Genomic DNA, 19,619 nt, shown 5'->3' on the forward strand with positions numbered 1-19,619 from the left:
TCGGATCGGTCCTCTTCAAAGAGATGCGGGTGACAGCGCGGCGGGCTGTTCGGGCTGTTCGCGCCGGATTGCGTCGACGAGGCGCGTCAGGACCCGGCGGCCGGGGCCGAGCTCGACCCATTCGTCGACGCCCGAGCGCAGCATGTGACGGACGCTGTCGCGCCAGCGCACCGGTTGGTCGAGTTGCTCGACGAGATAGTCGGCGGGCGTGCCGGGCGGCTGATAGGGGCGCGCGGTCACGTTCGACACGACGGGCCGCGCGGGCTCGGCGAGCGTGAAGCGCGCGAGGAATGCGTCGAACTCGGGCTTGAGCGGCGTCATGCAGCGCGAGTGGAACGCGCCGCTCACCTTCAGCGGATGAACGGTGACGTCGCCGCACGCGTCGAGCATGCGCGCCGCGCCGTCGACCGATGCGGCCGGGCCCGCGATCACGGTTTGCCCGGCGCTGTTGTAGTTCGCGAGGTCGACGTCGTCGAAGCCGCGCGCGCGCAGGCGGCGGCCGAGCTCGGCCGCGCTCACGCCGACGACCGCCGCCATCGCGCCGCCTTCGACGGACGCGAACAGCTCGCCGCGCCGCTTGACGATCTCGAGCCCGGTGCGGAAATCGAACACGCCCGCCGCGAGCAGCGCGCTGTATTCGCCGAGGCTGTGCCCGGCGAGCCAGACGTGCGCGTCGTCGTGCGCGTCGTCGTGCGTGTCGCGCCAGGCGGCGAGGCAGAGCGCGTTGACGACGAAGATGGCCGGCTGTGCATAGCGGGTGTCGGCGAGCAGGCCGTCCGGATCGTCGATGCAAAGGCGCGCGACCGACAGGCCCATCACGTCGTCCGCCTGCTCGACGATCCGCGGATGCCGTTCGAACAGATCGCTGCCCATGCCGGCCGCCTGCGAGCCCTGGCCAGGGAAAATCAATGCCTTCATTTATGCTCCTGCGAACATGTAGCCGCCGATGCCGAGCGCGACGAGCATCGCGATCGCGACGATCCCGCCGAGCTTGTGCTGCACGCGGTCGATGCGTTCCCACGCCGCGTAGTCGTCGCGCGCCGCGTAATGCCTGCGGCGCACGACGATCCACACGCACACGGCGTTCAATGCGATCGCGAGCGTGCCGAACGCGACCTTCGTGAGCAGCAGCGGCGTCGGCGCGCGATGCGCGAGCAGGATCGCGCCCGTGATCAATACGATCGTGAAGGCCGGAATCTCGACGTATTTGTCGGTGGCCCAGTGCAGCTTCGAGATGAACGCGCGCTGCTCCGGACTCCGATCGATCGCGTGCTCGAAGATGCCTTCGACGATCACGCAGCTCATCCACGCGGCGACGAAAATCAGATGCAGGAACAGTACGAGCTTCATGGCGTCTCCTTCATGGTCGGTCGATGCGGTTCGGTGAAATGCGCGAGGCCGGCGGCCCGGCGCGTCATGCGGATTCCCGTTCGCGCCGCGCCGCGAAGTGCTCGAGCAGCTTGCGCCGGAGAATCTTGCGCGTCGGGCCCTTCGGCAGCTCGGGCAGATCGTCGAGCTCGTTGAGCAGCACGACGTGGCGCGGGCACTTGTAATGCGCGATGCGGCCTTCGCACAGGCGGCGGACGTCGTCCTTGCCGAGCGTCGACGACGGCCGCAGCTTCACGTACACGCACACGTCCTGGCCGAGAATCGGATCGGGCACGCCGAGCGCCGCGCATTCGACGATGTCGGCGCAGCCGTGCAGCACGTTCTCGATCTCGGCCGGATAGATGTTCTCGCCGCCCTTGATGATCAGGTCGTCCGCGCGCGTCGCGAAGAAGAAATGACCTTCGTCGTCACAGTAGCCGTAATCGCCCGTGTGCAGCCAGCCGTCGCGAAAGCGCCCGGCGGTGAGCTCGGCGCGCGCGTGATAGCGCGCAGCGACGTTGTCGCCGCGGATCAGCATCTCGCCCGTCTCGCCCGCGGCGACGTCGCGGCCGTGCGCGTCGACGATCCGCAGCGCGTTGCACGGCAGCGCGACGCCGATCGAGCCGAAGCGGCGGCGCTCGGCGGGATGGCGGTTCATCGTCGCGAACGATGTCGTCTCGGTGAGGCCGAAGCCCTCGAACACCGGCACGCGGTATTCGCTCTCGAAGCGGTTGCGCACCTCGTCGAGCAGCACCTGGCCGCCGCAGACGATGCCGCGCAGCGTGCCGTCGGTGCGCTTGAGCCCGTATTCGAGGAACGCGGACAGGAACGCGGGCATCACGCTCGTCCAGTTCACGCGATACGCGTCGATCAGCTTCCAGAACGACGGCAGCGCCGATTTGCCTTCGAGGATCACCGAGCTGCCGCCCGCGATCAGCGGCGACAGCAGCGTGATCACCTGGCCGTTGTTGTGGAACAGCGGCAGGATGCACATCGTGCGCGTGCCGGGCTCGAACGCGAACCAGTCGGCGAGCGCGCGCGCGTCGGCCAGCAGGTTCCGGTGCGACAGCACCACGCCTTTCGGGTGGCCCGTGGTGCCGGACGTGTAGAGGATGCTCGCGTCGTCGTCGGCGGCGAGATCGGGATCGGCGGCGATCGTCGCGTGCTCGGCCGCCGCCGCGAGCGCTTCGAGGCCGAAGCCGGACGCGGCGTCGGCGCTCGCGAGGCGCGCGCTGTCATCGTCGCCGAGCTCGGCGCGCACCGCGTCGCGCAGGTTCGTCATTCGCCGGTCGAACACGACGAGCTTCGCGCCGCTGTTGCGGACGATGTACGCACACTCGGCCGCGCTCAACGCCGGATTGATCGGCACCGACACGACGCCGAGCAGATGCGCGCCGAAGTAGTACGCGAGGAACTCGGGGCCGTTCGGCAGCACGACCGACAGCCGGTCGCCGCGCCGCAACCCGTGCGCGTGCAGTGTTTCGGCGGCGGCGCGCGAGAGATCGTGGAACGCGCGATACGTGTAGCCGCGATCGTCGGCGGGGAAGAACAGGAACGGCTCGTCGGGCAGTGCGTCGGCGCGCGCGTGCAGCAGCGCACCGATCGTGGCGGGGGCGGCGCCGGCCGTATCCGCGGCCGATATGGGCGTTGCGCCCGCTGGCGGCGCGTCGCCGGCCGGCCCGCGCTGCCGCTCGATGTAATGCAGCAGCCGCTCGAAGCTGTCGAGCCGGTAGGCGTCTTCGAGGCCGATGTCGATGCCGAATTCGGCGGCGACCTTGCCGAGCAGTTGCACATGCGCGAGCGACGACCATTCGGCGAGATTCTGCATCGACACGCCGGGGCCGAACGGCGCGCTCGTGAAGATCCGGCTGCCGAGATCGCTCAATTGTCGTGAAAGCGAGGACACGCTGGGGCTCCTTATCGTTGAAGTTGAGGTCAATGCGGCGCGGCGTCGAACAGCGCGAGCTCGCGGAACTGTCCGCGCAGGCAGTGGTTCGAGCTCATCGACGACGCGTAGCCGCCCGCGTTCAGCAGCGCGACGAAGTCGCCCGGCTCGACGGGCGGCAGGCTCACGTGGTCGCCCCACACATCGAGCGCCTCGTTGATGTTGCCGGCGAGACACACCGATTGCACGGCGCCCGGCCGCCGCACGCACGGCACGGGCTCGCACGGCAGGTCGTAGAACGCGGGCTCGATCGCGAGGTTGAAGCCGCCGTTCAGGCCGACGAAGCGGCGGTTGCGCTTGAGCTCGACGTACGCGACGCGCAGCACGAGCATGCCGCCGTCCTTCGCGATGAAATCGCCGGGCTCGATCGCGAGCGCGAGCGGGCGGCGGCCGAAGCGCGCGTGCACGGCCGCGCGCCAGCGCTCGAGGTCGAGCGGCCCGTCGGTCGCGCGATGCGGCAGGCCGAGCCCGCCGCCGAGGTTGACGCCGCGCAGGCCGGGCACGCGCGCGACGAACGCGTCCAGCGCGTCGAGCACGCGCTCGAACGACGCGAGTTGCGCATCGAGGTAGCCGCAGCCCGCGTGGCAGTGCAGCCACGTCACGGCGAGCCCGTGCCGCGCGGCGAGCTCGAGCGCCGCGCCGAACTGCTCCGCATAGATGCCGAACTTCGTCACGTTCGCGCCCGCGTAGCTCAGGCGTTCGCTGTCGCCGTAGCCGATGCCGACGCCGGGATTCACGCGGATGCCGATCTCGCGGCCGGGCGAGCGGCTGCCGAGCAGCGCGATCGCGCTGAGCGTGTCGCAGTTCACGTGCACGCCGGGCAACGCGGCGAGGAGGGCCGCTTCGTCCGGCATCATCCCGTGCGCCGTGTACGAGATGCGCTCGGGCGCGAAGCCGCACGCGAGCGCTTCGCGCAATTCCTCGGGCGAGCACGCGTCGATGCCGAAGACCGGCGAGCGCCGCAGCTCGGACAGCAGCGGGCGAAAGCGATTCGCCTTCATCGCGTAATAGACGCGGAAGTCGCCGCCTTGCAGGCCGCCGAGCGCGCGTTGCAGGCGTTCGACGTTGTCGACTGCGCGCTGCGGGTCGTACAGGAAGAGCGGTTCGGCGAAGGCGGCCGCGAGCTCGGCGACGTTGCGGCCGCAGAAGTGCAGCGCGCCGTCGCGGTAGTGCAGCCTGTCGCGCGCCCACCAGTCGTCGGGCGGTGCGGCGCGGGATGGGTTGAAGGCGTCGGGGTTCGCGTTCATCGGTGGGCGGTCGGGTAAGCGGTTGAACGGAAGAAGAGCGGGGCGAGGTCGAGCGCCTGCGCGCTCGACGCGAGCGCGTGAGGCGCTTTCGCGCAGGCGAGCACCGCGTCGGCGAGCGCGGCGGGCGCGATGCGCAGCCGCGCGCGCGGGCCGCTTCGCTCGACGGCGACGCCTGCTTGTGCGGCAATCGCGTCGACGAACTCGACGGCCGGCTGATTGCCGTCGGTGCGCACGTAGTCGAGCGCGACGGCCGGCAGCGCGGCGCGTTGCGCCGCGAGCGCGAGCGCGAGCAGCACGCCGTGCTCGGCCTGCTTGCCGAGCACCGTGCAGCTCAGCACGAATTCGGCGAGAACGGGCAGCCCGGCCTCCGCGCGCACGAGCGCGAAGCCGCTGCAGCCGTATTGGCCGAAGCGGTCGGCGATGGTCAGCGCGAGGCCGCATGCGTCGCGCGCGATCGCGTCGAGCAGGTCGGCTTCGAGATACGGGCGGCCGCTCAGGTGGAACGTCGCGGCCGTGTGGCTCAGGCGCGCGCTTTTCGCGAGCGCCGTTTCGTCGTCGAGCGCCACGCTCGCGACGCGCAGTTGCAGGCGCTCGAAGAAGCGGGCGAGCGACGGCGCGGGCGCCGCGGCCGTCGTGCCGCCGGCTGGCGAGCCTGTGTGCGGCGGCGCGGCGTCGTGCGTGGCGGCGGTGTTCGTTTGAATGGCGGCCCCGGTGGCCCCGCCGAGCGCGGGGGCGTGCGCACTCGTCGCGGCGGCTCGCGAATGGGCGCTTGCGCGCACGCAGGCCGGCGTGTCGGCGGCGCGGGTTTCGACGGCGCTGGCTTCGGCGGCGGCGGCGGGCGCGTGCGCGCTCGCAACAGCGGCCAATTCGGCGCGTGCGGTATCGTTCGCGTTCGCCGCGGCACGCGTCGTTTCGCTTGCTTCGCCGCGCACGCGCTCGGCGAGCCACCGCGCGAACGCGGCGAATCCCTCGATCGTCAGCGGCACGTGGCCGAGCTTGTCCGCGACCGGATCGAACGGCTGCGCGATCGCGCTCGACGCGGCGAAGTCGGCCCAGTCGAGCGCGCGCAAGCCGGGCACGCCGAGCAGCGCGTGTTCGAGCCGTCGGCACGCATCGGCGAGATTCGCGCCGCGCGCGTCGAGCGCGGGCGACGGCAGCACGACGATCCACGACGGCGCCGCACGGTTCGCGCCGAACGATGCGAGCGCGTCGAGCCATGCGTGCGCACGCTGCGCGAGCAGCGCGGCGAGCGCGTCCGGCGTTTGCGCGCGCTCGCCCGCTTCGTGACGCACAAAGTCCGCGAGCCGCACGAGCAGCAGCGTCGCGTCGCCCGCGTGCCGCGGATCGGGGGCGACGAGCGTTTGCAAAAGCTGGTTGTAGCGCGTGAACGCGACGTCGTCGAAACCTTGCGCGCGCAGCAGCGGATCGAGCGGCGACGCCGTGAACGTCGCGCCGACGAGAAGACGCCGGGCGCTCATCGTGCGATCTCCGGCTCGGCGTCGGCGGCGGCCGCCGCCGTCGATTGATAGAGCCCGCCCGCGCTCTCGGTCGGGAAGCGGAACGCCGCGCGCACTTGCGCGTGCGTCACGTTGAGCGGCCGCTTCAGCACCGCGCGGCGCGCCGCGTCGAGCGACGCGTAGTCGTTCGACGCATGTTCCTTCAGATAGGCGGCGAAGTCGCCGCTGTCGATCTGATCGAGCACGCGCGCGGCGAGCTCGCGCACGGCGGCGGGCAGCGTGCGGCCGCGCCAGCGGTGATAGCCGACCTGGCAGGTCGGCGAGCCTTGCAGCGCGACGACTTCGTCGAGCCCGATATCCGCGCCGTCGAGCATCATCTTGCCCATCTCGCCCGAGCCGTAGACTTCGAGCAGCGCGGCCTTCGGATTGAAGCCGCGCTCGACGAGCGCCTGAAACCCTGCCTCGACGAGATCGACGAGCGCGGGCGCGAGGAACTGCTCCTGAAACAGATCGAGGAACGTCTCCTGCCGGTAGCCGAGCGCCATCACGCCCGCGCGCGTGAAGCCGACCGCGCGCGCGACGGCGAGCACCTTCTCGCGCGCGCGGCCGGTGTGGTCCGCGACGATGTCGAAGTAAGCGGGCGCGCCCTGCCCGGCGAGATAGTAGCGGCGGATCGGATCGCCGTACATGCGCGGCGCGAGCATCGCGAGATCGCGCCCGGCGAGCGGGCGCACGTCGCCCTGCACGAGCGAGTGCCCGTGCGCGACGCACAGCAGCGCGCCTTCGCGCAGGTTGGGCGCGATGCCGGCATCGAACACCGCGCCGTGCGCCTCGTCCGGAATCAGCAGCAGCACGATGTCCGCGTGCGCGACCGCCTCGGCGATGCCCGTCACGCGATGGCCTTCCGCGCGCGCGAGCTCGAAGTAGCGGTCGTCGATGTTGCCGACGCGCACCGACACGCCGCTGTCGCGCAGATTCGCCGCGAACGCGCGGCCCTGAATGCCGTATCCGATCACGCTCACGGTCAGGCCTTCGAGCGGTTGCAGCGACGCATGTTCGTCTTGATAGATGAGATCGTCCATGAATTTCATTTCACGTGTGGGAGTGAAGGGAGGAAGCGCGCTCGCCGTCGTCCGGCTCGGGCGCGAGCGCGCGCAGGTCCGCGTCGTCGTCGAACATGCCGCGCAGGTATCGCTGCAGCAGCGCGTCGTCGAACACGGGCACGACGATGCCGGCCGCCTCGAGCTCGCGATGCGTCGCCGTGCAGTCATAGATGAACGTGGTTTCCTCGCGCTCGCGGGCGAGCTTCACGAGCTCCGCGTCGCTCATGTTCATCATCCATTGCACGACGGGCACGATCGGCTGCACGTCGCCGCGCCGGTAGCGCACGCGCAGCTCGTCGATCCATGCGCGGTGCGTGAGCATGCGCATCGGCGCCGGCAGGTGCGCGTTCATCATTTCGAACACCGTGCGCATCGGCGTGACCTGCATCGTCGACAGATGAAACACGCGGCCGCCGCCCGGATGCTTCGCGCCGAGATGCGCGAGCGTGCGCGCGACGTAGTCGACGGGCGTGATCACGAGGTCGTAGCGGAAATCGTCGAACGCCGCGCCCATCAGCACGCAGCTCTTCAGCAGCCGGTAGTACGCCTGCAGCGCGTCGTAACGGCCGTGGCGCACGTCGCCCGTCACGAGGCCGAGACGGAACACGTTGCACGGCACGCCGCGCGCGGCCGCGAGATGCGCGAGCTGCTCGCCGACCCACTTGCTCGTCGTGTAGCCCTGGTCCGACGGATGCTGTTCGGCGTCGATCGGCGCGGATTCGTCGAATACGTGCGTGCCGGTGCGCTCGCGCATGCTGAACACCGCGAGCGTCGACACGTAGTTGAACGTCTTCGGCCGGCCTTCGGTCGCGATCCGCAGCAGCTCGATCACGCCGTCGACGTTGGCCGCGCGCGCCATCTCGAACGATTCGAGATGGTTCATGCTGGTGCCGTTGTGATAGATCGCGTCGACTTCGGCGACGAGCCGCGCGCGGTCGGCGCTCGACAGGCCGATTCGCGGGCGGCCGAGGTCGCCCGGCACGGCGATCACGCGCGCCTCGTCGCCGTCGCGCCACAACGACCAGCGCTCGAGCGTCGCGCGCAGCCGCGCGAGGCCCTGCGCGGCGTCGGGCGAGCGCACGAGGCAGTAGATCGTCGCGCCGGTGCGGTCGATCAGCTCGCGCAGCAGATGGCGGCCGACGAAGCCCGTCGCGCCCGTCAGGAGCAGCGCGCGCGGCGTGCCGGCGACGGGCTCGGGCAGCGGCGCGACGTCGTCGGGCAGCACCGCCGCGCTCGCGAGGTCGACGTATTCCGGGCCGTCCGGCGCGTCGCGCATCCGCTCGGCGAGCCGGCGCACGGTCGGCGCCATGAAGATGTCCGCGACCGACAGCGACGTGCCGAATGCTTCGTTGATCTGATAGACGACGCCGATCGCGAGGATCGAATGGCCGCCGCAGTCGAAGAAGTTGTCGTCGACGCCGAGATCGTCGAGCTTCAGCGCGGCCGCGAAGATCGGCGCGAGCGTTGCCTCGGCGTCGTTCGTCGGCGGCGCGTACGGCGCGCGGCGCGCGCGCGCGTCGCCGGCCGGCGCGGCGAGCAGGTGCTCGGCGTCGTCGCGGATCTGCGCGGCGAGCCGGTTCCATGCGTCGTCGAGCGGCACCGACGCGTGCTGGAACGCGGTGCGCGCGATGTAGCTCGCGAGCGCCGCGTAGTACTCGCTCGTGAACGGCACGTGGCCCGCCGCGTCCGCGTGCGGATCGAACACGTCGGCGACCGGATAGATCGCCGCGACGTCGCGCCAGTGCGCGACCGTCACGGCCGGCAGGTCCGCGAGCGCCGCGGCGAGCGTGCGGTACGGCGCGAACGTCGAATCGCGCGCGCGTTCCTCGCCGCAATCGCCGCTGCATTTGCTGTTGCATTCGCCGCTGCAAGCGCCGATGCATTCGCCGCCGCTGAGCGTGTCGCACGCCGCGAGCGACGAGGCGTCGTCGGGCAGCACCAGCACGAGCAGCGGCACAGCGAGCGACGGCGCGGCGTCGGCGAGCGCGTCGGCAAGCTCGTCGACGTAGAGCGCGATTTGCTCAGCCGCGGCGCTCGCGTCGGCGTCCGCGTTGTCGTCTGCGTCCGCGTCTGCGGCTTCGGCGCTCGCGCTCGCGCTCGCCTCGCCGAAGCGCAGCCAGTCGCGCGGCCGGACGAGCACGACGTTCATGCCGCGCCGGTTCGCATGGAACGGCGTCGACGGATCGTAGAGCGTCTGGAGCAGTTGCCCGTACGGCGCGAAATTCGGCTCGATCGGCTGGCCCGTCGCGGCGCCCCAGTAGCGCAGCGTGCCGGCGAGCGGGCGATCCGTGAACGTCGACGCGATCTCGATGCGCAGCGGCGGCATCGCGTCGGCGATCGTTCGCGCGAGCGCGAGCCCGGCGGGCGGCGCGAGGCCCGCGAGCGGCAGCGACGGAAGCGCGAGCAGCGTATGCAGCAGCTCGACGTAGTACGTCGCGATCGCTTCGGCGGTCGAACGATCGAAGAGATCCGCGCTGAATTGCAGCACGCCTTCGATCGCGCGGTCCGATGCGCGCAGCCGCACGAACAGGTCGTAGTCGAGCCAGCCGGAATCCACTTCGACGGGTTCGACGCCGTCCGGCAGCGCGGGCATCGGGATCACGTTGAACATGATCTGGTAGAGCGGATTCGCGCCGCCGTGCCGCGCCGGATTCAGCGCCTCGACGAGCCGCGGATACGGCACGCCGAGGTGATCGAACGCGCCGTGCACGGTGCGTCGCACGAGCGAGACCGCATCCGCGAAGGTCTCGGCTTCGCCGACGCGCGTGCGCAGCACGAGCGCGTACGCGAGGCAGCCGATCATGTCGGCCGTGTCGTCGTCGGCGCGGTTCGCGTAAGGACTGCCGACGACCACATCGTCGCGGCCCGACAGCACGCGCAGCGCGACCTTGAACGCGGCGAGCATCACGACGAAGCGCGACAGCCCGTGCGCCTTGCAGTATGCGTCGAGCTGCGCGGTCAGCTCCGGCGGGAACGCGAGCGGCACGCTCTGCCCGCGATAGCTCGGCACGGGCGGCCGCGCACGGTCGCACGGCAGCGGCAACGGCGGCGGCACGTCGCGCAGGCGCTCGAGCCAGTAAGGCAGCTCGCGCTCGACGAGCGCGGCGAGCGGCTCGTCCTCGCGCGCGGCCCACTCCGCATATTGCGGATGCGCATCGCACGGCGCGCTCGCGCGGCCCGTCAGCGCGGCGCGCGCGAGCGCGTCGAGCAGCGCGACGACGGACACCGCGTCGCCGACGATGTGATGCAGGTTCAGCAGGATCACATGATCGTCGTCGCGCAATTCGAGCACCGTCAGCCGGCTCGGCTCGCCCTGTTCGAGCGCGAAGCCCTCCCGGCTCGATTCGGTCAGGCATTCGGCGATGCGTGCGGCCTGATGCTTCGGCAGGAGCGCCGACAGATCGTGACGGCGGATCGTCGCCGCGCGGTGGGGCGCGACTTCGGCGCACGGCTCGCCGCCGCGCACGACGAAGCGGGTGCGCAGCACGTCGTGCGAATCGATGAGCGCCTGATACGCGGCTTCGAGCGCGTCGGCGTGCCACTCGCCGCGCACGCGCAGCGCGCCCGGCAGGTTGAACGCCGGGTTCGCCGGGTTCAGGCGATCGAGGAAGAAGAACTGCTGCTGGTTCGGCGACAACTTGTGCACGCGCGGGATCGCAACGCGCGGCGCGGGGGCGCCGCGGCGTGGCGACGCGGCCTGCAACGACGATTCGTCCGCGGGCGAGGCGCCCGGTTCGGACGCGAACGCGCGCAACGCGGGCTCGCCGATGTCGATCGAATCCGCCGTGGAGCTGCACGCCGCCGATGCGTCGCCCGCCGGAGTCAGCGTGCCGATCGCGCGCGCGCATTCGGCGAGCGTCTTCGCTTCCAGCATCAGGCTGAGCGGAATCTTCACGCCGAGCGCCTGTTGCAGCGTCCGGTGCACGCGCGCCGCGCGAATCGAATCGCCGCCGAGCGACAGGAACGACTCGTTCAGATCGACGTCCGGATAGCCGAGCGCCTGCGCGACCGTGCGGCGCACGAGCGTTGCGACGTCGGGCGTCGATGCGGCGCGCGTCGACGCGTCCGGCGCGCCGGGCGCGTCGGCAATCGCGTCGCGCATCGCAGGCGTGCCGACGCGCGCGGCGTCGATCGCTTGCCGGCGCACGGGCTCGGCGGCGAGCGCCGCTTCGTCGCGCAGCCGGTAGCTCGGGCCGTCGAACGGATAGGCGGGCAGATGCATGCGCCGGCGCGCGCGGCCGCGATGCAGCTCGGACCAGTCGACGCCGAGGCCCTGGCACCAGAGCGCCGCGAGCCTGTCGAGCTTGCCGGTCGCGATGCATTGGCCGATGAGCGACGCGCGCAGCTCGGGATCGGCGTCGAGCTCGGCAAGGCCGTGGTGGCCGGCGGCGAGCCGATGCGCATGCCAGCCGTGCGGCGCGTCGCCTTCGACGAACGCGGCGAGCATCGCCTTAAGCGCGGCGGCGCAGCCGGCGACGCAGCCAAAGCGCGCGGCCATCGGTTCGCGGCCGACCTGCAGCGTATAGGCGAGATCGTGCAGGCGGTCGTCGCCGATTTCGCCTTCGGCGAGCAGCGCGTGAAGCTGTTGCGCGCGGCGGCGCAGCGCGTCGTCGGTCGCGGCGGACAGCACGACGATCGCGGGGCCGCGCGCGTCGTCGGCGGACGCGGCGCGCGCGTCGACGAACTCCTCGAGCACGACGTGCGCGTTCGCGCCGCCCGCGCCGAACGACGACACGCCCGCGATCCGCGGCCAGCCGTCGAGATCCGGCTTCGACCACGGCGCGAGCCGGCGTTGCAGCGCGAACGGCGACTGCGCGAAATCGATGTCGGGGTTCGCTTCGTCCGCGTGCAGCGTCGGCACGAGTTCGCGATGCTTCATCTGCAGCAGCACCTTCGTCACGCCCGCGACGCCCGCCGCGCTTTCGCAATGGCCGATGTTCGATTTCACCGAGCCGAGCGCGCAGAAGCCGCGATCGCCGGTGGTGTCGGCGAACGCGCGCGTGAGGCCCGCGAGCTCGATCGGATCGCCTAGCGCGGTGCCGGTGCCGTGCGCCTCGACGTAGCCTACCGCGCGCGGGGGCACGCCGCTTCGCGCGAGCGCCGCGGCCACCACTGCCTGCTGCGCGCGCGGGTTCGGCACCGTGAGGCCGTGCGTCTTGCCGCCCGCGTTGATCATGCTGCCGCGGATGACGCCGTGGATCGCGTCGCCGTCGGCAAGCGCGCGCGACAGCGGTTTCAGCACGAGCACGCCGACGCCCTCGCCGTCGACGAAGCCGTCCGCGCCCGCGCCGAACGCGCGGCACGCGTCGCCCGCCGACAGCATCGTCAGCGACGACAGGCCGACCAGATGCTTCGGACTCTGAATCAGGTTGACGCCGCCCGCGAGCGCGCAATCGCAGGTGCCGCTGCGCAGGCTGTCGAGCGCGAGGTGGATCGCGGTGAGCGACGACGAGCACGCGGTGTCGACGGCGAGGCTCGGCCCATGCAGGTCGAGCGCGTGTGACACGCGGTTTGCGATGCTCCAGAACTGCGCGCCCGTCGGATAATCGCCGTTCATCACGCCGACGAACACGCCGACCTGGCGGTTCGCGCTGAGCGTCGCGCTCGTGTAGCCCGCATCCTCGATCGCGGCCCACGACTCTTCCAGGAACAGGCGGCCTTGCGGATCGATGTTTTCCGCGTCGCGCGGCGCAATCCGGAAGAACGCCGCGTCGAAGCGGTCGATCTGTTTCAGGAAGCCGCCCCAGCGGCTGTACGTGCGGCCGGGCGCGCCTTTTTCCGGGTCGAAATGCGTGCGCCAGTCCCAGCGCTCGGCCGGCACCTCGGTGATGCAGTGGCGGCCCGCACGGAGGTTCGCCCAGAACTCGCGCAGGTTGTCGGCCTGCGCGTAGCGGCCGGACATGCCGATCACGGCGACGGCCGCGTCGTCGGCGAACGCGGGGAGCGCGGGGAGCGTGCGCGGGAACGCCGCGTGTGTTGTCGGCGTGGCCGGCATCGTCGTGCGCGATGCGGATGCGTTCCGCGCGGCCGGGTCGGGCATCGTCGATGCGTAAGCAGGTGCGGGCGCATCGATCGATACGCCGATGGCCGCGTGAGGCTGAGCGGCCGCGCGCGCGAACGTCGACGCGTTTGCGTCGCTCGCGGCGTTTGCCGGGGCCGCGGCGTCGCCGCCGAGCACGCGCCCGCACGCGGCGCGATGCTCGGCGACGAAGAAATCGGCGAGCGCGTTCAGCGTCGCGTGCTCGAACAGCGTCGCGTTCGACAGCGCGACGCCGAGCGTCTCGCGCAGCGTCTTCGTGAGGCCGATCACGAGAATCGAGTCGACGCCGTAGCCGCCGAGCGGCTGATCCGGCGCGAGCTTGCCGGTGGGCATCTTCAGCGTCCGCGCGACGAGTTGCGTGAGCCATTGCACGCAGCGTGCGCGCAGGTCCGCGCCGGCGGATGCGGCGGCGGGCGGCGGGGCGGCGATGGCGCTTGCGGCAGAAGCGCCGGAAGCGGCCGATGCGGCCGATGCGGCGGCGCCTGCGTGCGCGCGCACGTCGCCGCGCGCCGCGTCGTGCGCGCCGACGATCGCGGGCTGCACGATCACGCCGTCGCTGACCGCGACGATCACGCCCTGGCCAGCCGGCGCGCGATCGGCGGGATCTCCGTCGAGCACCGCGAAGCCTGCCTCGCGCAGCGCGCGCGCCCAGCCGTCGCGCGACAGCAGCGGGCTGCCGGGCAGCCGCCGCGCGCTGTCGCGATGCCGCCACCAGCCGGGCAGCAGACCGAACGTCGCGTGCGCGAACGCGTGCGTGTCGAGCAGTTCGTTGACGATTAGGTGGCCGCCCGTCTTCAGCAGCGCCTTCGCGTTGCGCAGCGTGACGCCGATGTCCTGCGTCGCGTGCAGCACGTTGGTCGCGATCACGATGTCGCAGCCGCCCGCGTCGAGTGCCTGCTCGGCGATTGGCCGCTCGACGTCGAACAGCCGGTAGCGCAGGTCTTCGCGGCCGCGGCCGAACGATTGCTCGGCGTTCAGCAGGAACGCCTTCGAGATGTCGGTGAAGTCGTAGCGGCCGAGCCGCGCGCCGCTCGCGTCGAGTGCGGCGAGCAGCGGCGCGGTCGTGCCGCCGGTGCCCGCGCCGATCTCGGCGAGCGCCGCCGGCGGCGCGGCCGATGTGCCGCCGACGAGATGCAGCACCGCGTCGGCGAGCGCGCGATTGCAGCGGTCCGCCTGCTCGTTGCGCTGATAGACGGCCTCGACGCGGCTCAGGTCGCCGTCGGGGAACAGGATCGACGTCGCGCTCACGCGGCCTTCCAGGATCGCGGGCAGCGCGTCGAGCGTCGCGTCGACGAGCGCGAGGTGCGCGTCGACGAGCCCGGTGCGTGCGAGGTCGGCGCGCGCTTGCGTCCATTCGGCACGTGCATTGTCGACGGACGCCGGCACTTCGACGAGGCGGCCCGTTCGGCCGTTCCACGCGATGCAGCCGTGCTTCGCGATCAGTGCCAGCGCGTGCGCGAGCCAGCGGCCGTATGCGGGCGCGATGCGGCCGGAGCGCAGCGCGGTGTCGATGTCGAACTTGCCGGCGTTCGACGCGTCGTCGCCGCCGAACACGCGCAGCGCGGCGAGCGCCGCGAACAGCCGGCGCGCGATCGCGCGGTCGAGCGCGGCGAGCGCGTGCCGCCACTGCGCGCTGTCGCCGGTCGCGTCGGCATGCGGCGGCGCATCGGCGAGCGCGTTCGTGCGCGGCGCGATGCGCGCGGCGAGCGCCGGTGCGAGCGTCGGCAGCGCGGCGCTCGCGGTCGTCTTCAGGTAGCCGACCTGATCGACGGACGCGCCGAGCAGCGCGTCGACGACCGCCATCGCCGCCGCGGGCTCGATCGAGCCGATGCCGAGCGCGGCCATTCGCTGGCGATACGGCTCGGACGCGACGACGCCCGTTTGCCCCCAGAAGCCCCAGTTCACGACCTTGACCGCGCAGCGGACCTGCGTGCGCAGCCAGTCGGCGAAGGCGTCGCGGAACGTGCAGCCCGCCGCGTAGTTGCCTTGGCCCGCCGCGACGAACGCGCTTTGCAGCGACGAGAAGAACAGGATGAAGTCGAGCGCGTCGCCGCCGAACACGCGCGCGAGGTTCGCGCTCGTCGCGACCTGAGCGCTCAGCGCCGCGCTGAATTGCGCTTCGTGCTGCTGCGCGAGGCCGCCGTCTTGCAGCACGATCGCCGTGTGCACGACGCCGTCGATCCGACCGAAGCGCGCGAGCACCGTGTCGCGCGCGGCGCGCAGGGCGTCGGCGTCGCTCGCGTCGGCGCTCAGATACGATGGGCGCGGCCCGAGCGCGGCGAGTGCGCTGCAGTGCGCATCGATCTGCGCGTCGAGCGGCCGCCGCCCGATCCACACGACTTGCGCGCCGCACGCGCGGATCACGTGCTCGGTCCACACGCGGCCGATGCCGCCCGCGCCGCCGATCGCGACGTAGACGCCGCCCGGCCGGTACGGCGGTTCCGCGCGCGCGGGCAGCGCCGCGAGCGGCACGAGGCGGCGCGCGAACCATTGGCCGTGCCGGTGCAGTAGCAGCGGGGGGCCGCTTTCCGCTTCCCGCGCGCGCCAGTCGGCGGGCAGCGCGTCGTCGTCGGACAAGTCGACAAGCCGCACGCGCCAATGCGGATATTCGTTCGCGAGCGATCCGCACAGCCCGGCGAGATCCGCATGCGCGGGGAACGCGGGCGCGTCGCCCGGCATCGTCCACGAGCGGACGGTCAGCACCGTCAGCTCGAACGCGCGGTCGCCGACGCCGAGCGCGAGCAGCCGCTTGACGAGGCGGAAGCCGTCGAGGCCCGCGCATCGGGCGAGCGGCGCGTGCGCATCCGTGCCCGCATCCTCCGCCGCGGGCGGCAGCCAGACGAGATGCGAGACGTGCGCGTCGAGTTCGGCGAGGTCGTCGATCGTGTGCAACTTCGTCGGGTGCGTCGCCGCGAGCACCGCGTGCTGCGCCGGCGTGCCGCCCAATACGGTCAGCGCGCCGGCGCGCGGCGCGGGCGCTGCCGTGCTCGCCGCGCCGTTCGCGCACGGCAGCCACTGCGGCGCGAGCAGATGGTCGCCCGGCGTCGCGAGGCGCGGCGCTTCGCGCGCCGCCGCGCGCCGCCCGGACGCGAGCGCGAGGCCGCGCAGCGCCGCGCACGGCTCGCCGCGCACCGTCACGAGATCGAGGTCGAACGTGCGGCGGCCCGCGTCGCTCGACACTTCGCGAATCCACGCGTGGGCGCTGTCCGCGAGCGGCCCCGTCAATTCGATGCGCGTGAGCGACGCGGGCAGGAGCGCGCCGTCGATGCGCCCGGCGCCCGCGAGCTGCAAGCCCGCGATCGCCTGGAACGCGCCGTCGATCAGCGCGACGAGGCGCGCATCGCCCGTCGTGCGCGCGAGCGCCGACGCGTCGAATTCGGCGAGCACTTCGTCGCGGCCGATCGCGAGCGCGCGCAGCGGGCGGAACGTCGGGCCGTAATCGATGCCGATCGCGGCGAACGCGTCGTAGCAGGCGTCGGCCGAGATCGGCTGCGTGCAGCGTGCGCGGATCGCGTCGATGTCGAGCGCGGGCGCGTTCGCCCGGGCGTTTGCGACGCGGCTTGCGTGGCCGCGGCCGAGCGGCGCGTCGACGGCGGGGGAGACGGCGATCGAGAATTGGAGCGCGCCGCCGGTTTCGTTTGCGTTCCGGTTTTCGCCGCGCTCCGGATTGACGTTGGCGTAGTCGTTGCCGCCGTTGTCGGCTCCCGCGTGCGCGAGCGCGACGTGCAAGTCGGTCGGCTCGGCGATCGCGATCGGCGCGAGCCATTCGATGTCGTGCAGCGCGATGTGCGTCGCGACGGCCGCGCCGATCGTGCTACGCGAGTCGTGCGGGCAGCCGGTGGCGTCCGAATCGGTCGAAACGCTCGAAGGATTCGGCGCGCTCGAGTTGCTCGAACCGTTCGAACCGCTCGAACCGCTCGAATCGTTTGATCCGGTCGGTTCATTCGATTCGCCTGCGCCGCTCGCGTCAATTGCATCAATTGCGTTCGCGTTCGCTTCGAGCGCGCGCCACGCGATCACGATCTGCGCGGCCGCGGCGAGCACGGGCTCGCCGGCGAGGCGATGGTCGGCGACGAGCGGCGCGTCCGGCGCGATAGACATCCGGTACGCGCCATCGCCTTCGGGCGCGAGCGCGAAGCGCGACGGCGGCGCTTCGTCGGTCGGCCAGTGCCGCTCGCCTTCGAACGGATAAACGGGCAGCCGCAGGCGCGGCGTCTCTTCATCCCACGCGACGGGCAGCGGCGCGGCATCACCCGAGAGCCACGCGGCGTGCGCGGGGGCGGGCGGCCGCAGCCGTGCGTCGTCGCGCGTGAGCGATTCGGCGGAGCCGTCGAGCGCGATCGCGAGCTGCGCGCGAAGCTCGGCGAGCGACGAGCACGTGATGCCGAAGCGGCGCGCCATCGTCTCGCGGCCGATCGACAGCGTTTTCGCGAGCGCCGGCAGCGATGCGTCGTCGATGCGTTCGGCGTCGAGCCAGCGCGCGAGCTGCGCGACGCGTTCGCGCAACGCGGTGTCGGTGCGGGCCGATAGCGGGACGAACGATGCGGGCGAGCCGCTTGGGTCTTGCGCATTCGAGGCGCGCTGCGCGTTCGACGAAGGCGATCGGGCGGCGCTTGCGCGATCGATCGGCCGTGCGCCGGCCGATTGCAGCACGACGTGCGCGTTCGATCCGCCGAACCCGAATGAGCTGACACCCGCGCGCAGCGGCGTCGGCGTTGCCGCGCCCGGCCACGGCGCCGGCTCGGTGACGACGTAGTAGCGGCTGTCGTCGAGCTTCAGAAACGGATTCGGCTCGCGGCAATGCAGGCTCGGCGGCAGCGTCCGCCGGTTCATCGCGAGCACGACCTTGACGACGCCCGCGAGGCCCGCCGCCGCCTCGAGGTGCCCGATGTTGGTCTTGACCGAGCCGAGGCCGCAGCGCGCGGGCGCATGTGCGCCGGCGCGCTCGCGCGCGCACGCGTCGAAGCCCTGGCGCAGCGCCTGCACTTCGATCGGATCGCCGAGCGACGTGCCGGTGCCGTGCGCTTCGACGTACGAAACGGTGGCGGGATCGACGCGCGCGTCGCGATACGCGGCCTCGATCAGCGCGGCCTGCGCGTTCACGTCGGGCGCGGTCAGGAACGCTGCGCGGCCGCCGTGGTTGATCGCGCTGCCCTTGATCACCGCGAGCACCGGATGCCCGCCCGCGCGCGCGCGTTCGAGCGGCATCAGCACCAGCGCCGCGACGCCTTCGCCGCGCACGTAGCCGTTCGCCGACGCGTCGAACGTCTTGCAGCGCCCGTCGGGGCTCAGCATGCCGGCGGCGGCGAGCGCGCGGTGCAGCCGCGTCGTCAGCATCACGTTCACGCCGCCGACGATCGCGACGCCGCTCTCGCCGCGCCGCAGCGCGCGCACCGCGCGATGCAGCGCGACGAGCGAGCTCGAGCACGCGGTGTCGACGGCCTCGCTCGGCCCGTGCGTGCCGAGCAGATGCGACAGCCGGTTCGGCAGCATCGCGTGCGCGTTGCCGACGGCGAGATGGCCGTCCGCGCCGGGCAGCAGATCCATGTAGTCGGACGTGCTGACGCCGACGAACACGGCGGCGTCGCTGCCCATCAGGTCGGACGGCCGGATCGCCGCGTCTTCGAGCGCGGCCCATGCGGTCTGCATCAGCAGGCGCTGCTGCGGGTCCATCTGCTCGGCTTCGCGCGGCGAGATGCCGAAGAACGCGGCGTCGAAATATTCGACGCGCGGAATGAAGCCGCCCCAACGCGACGCGGGCTCGCCGTCGGCCGCGCGCCAGTCCCAGCGCGACGGCGGCGCTTCGGCGATCAGGTCGTCGCCCGCGGCGAGGTGCCGCCAGAATTCGGCGAGGTCGGCCGATTGCGGGAAGATGCCGGCCATGCCGACGATCGCGACGTCGCTTGCTGTTTCGTCATCCGTATCGTCGGATGCTTCGTTTAGGGATTCGCCGTTGGCGTCGCGGTGCGGCGCGTCGTCCGGCGCATGGGCATCCCGAAGCGGCTCGCTCTCGTGCGGCGGGTTCTCGATTGGCGCGGATTGCGCCAATTTCGCGGGCTGCTGCTGGCGCGCGCCGGCCTCCAACCGGCCGCCGGGCGCGGCGGCGGATGCGCCGGTCGCCGCGTGCGTTTCGTTCCCGAGCGCGAAGCCGTGCTTGCGCGCGACCTCGGCCGCGTGCCGCGCGAGCAGATGCTCGGCGATCGCGCGCGGCGCGTGCACCTCGAAGAACAGCGTCGGCGCGAGATCGAGACCGTAGTAATCGTTCAGGCATCCGGACAATTCGACGTACTGCAACGAGTCGAAGCCCAGTGCGTGCAGCGGGCGCTCCGCGGCCGACGCGTCGAACGTGCGGCCGGCGATGTCGGCGGCGAGCGACAGGACAGCCGCTTCGACGGCCGTGGCGAGTTCGCGGGAAGGAGAAGATGCGGTCATGGGAATCGTCTGTGTCGGGTTCGAAAA

The 19,619-nt window shown here is 72.0% G+C and carries 7 protein-coding genes; all 7 read right to left on the reverse strand.

The window, feature by feature from the left end:
* Positions 1-15 precede the first annotated feature (15 nt).
* Entirely contained in the window at positions 16-918 is a 903-nt protein-coding gene (gene fabD, locus WS91_RS10560; protein ID WP_059670240.1) for an ACP S-malonyltransferase, read from the reverse strand.
* Positions 919-1,350, reverse strand: a complete 432-nt coding sequence (locus tag WS91_RS10565) for a hypothetical protein (RefSeq protein WP_059580258.1) — start codon at positions 1,348-1,350, stop codon at positions 919-921.
* 64 nt (positions 1,351-1,414) lie between these two features.
* Complete coding sequence (locus WS91_RS10570) at positions 1,415-3,274, reverse strand: AMP-binding protein (protein WP_059670241.1); 1,860 nt, start codon at positions 3,272-3,274, stop codon at positions 1,415-1,417.
* Between the two features lie 29 nt (positions 3,275-3,303).
* Positions 3,304-4,560 carry a diaminopimelate decarboxylase gene (locus WS91_RS10575; RefSeq protein WP_059670242.1) on the reverse strand — a complete coding sequence of 419 codons (1,257 nt, stop codon included), beginning with the start codon at positions 4,558-4,560 and terminating at the stop codon, positions 3,304-3,306.
* Positions 4,557-6,038, reverse strand: a complete 1,482-nt coding sequence (locus WS91_RS10580; protein WP_059670243.1) for a hypothetical protein — start codon at positions 6,036-6,038, stop codon at positions 4,557-4,559. The genes WS91_RS10575 and WS91_RS10580 overlap by 4 nt, the downstream gene beginning before the upstream one ends.
* On the reverse strand, positions 6,035-7,099 hold the full coding sequence (locus WS91_RS10585) for an NAD(P)-binding domain-containing protein (RefSeq protein ID WP_059670262.1): 1,065 nt from the start codon (positions 7,097-7,099) through the stop codon (positions 6,035-6,037). The genes WS91_RS10580 and WS91_RS10585 overlap by 4 nt, the downstream gene beginning before the upstream one ends.
* Before the next feature lie 10 nt (positions 7,100-7,109).
* Entirely contained in the window at positions 7,110-19,592 is a 12,483-nt protein-coding gene (locus WS91_RS10590; RefSeq protein ID WP_059670244.1) for a thioester reductase domain-containing protein, read from the reverse strand.
* Between the last annotated feature and the right edge of the window lie 27 nt (positions 19,593-19,619).

Source organism: Burkholderia sp. MSMB1498 (assembly GCF_001526245.1).
Taxonomy (GTDB): Bacteria; Pseudomonadota; Gammaproteobacteria; order Burkholderiales; family Burkholderiaceae; genus Burkholderia; species Burkholderia savannae.

Coding starts and splice junctions, on each gene's coding strand:
- fabD (WP_059670240.1), bottom strand. CDS start 918: ATGAAGGCATTGATTTTCCCTGGCCAGGGCTCGCAGGCGGCCGGCATG.
- WS91_RS10565 (WP_059580258.1), bottom strand. CDS start 1,350: ATGAAGCTCGTACTGTTCCTGCATCTGATTTTCGTCGCCGCGTGGATG.
- WS91_RS10575 (WP_059670242.1), bottom strand. CDS start 4,560: ATGAACGCGAACCCCGACGCCTTCAACCCATCCCGCGCCGCACCGCCC.
- WS91_RS10580 (WP_059670243.1), bottom strand. CDS start 6,038: ATGAGCGCCCGGCGTCTTCTCGTCGGCGCGACGTTCACGGCGTCGCCG.
- WS91_RS10585 (WP_059670262.1), bottom strand. CDS start 7,099: ATGGACGATCTCATCTATCAAGACGAACATGCGTCGCTGCAACCGCTC.
- WS91_RS10590 (WP_059670244.1), bottom strand. CDS start 19,592: ATGACCGCATCTTCTCCTTCCCGCGAACTCGCCACGGCCGTCGAAGCG.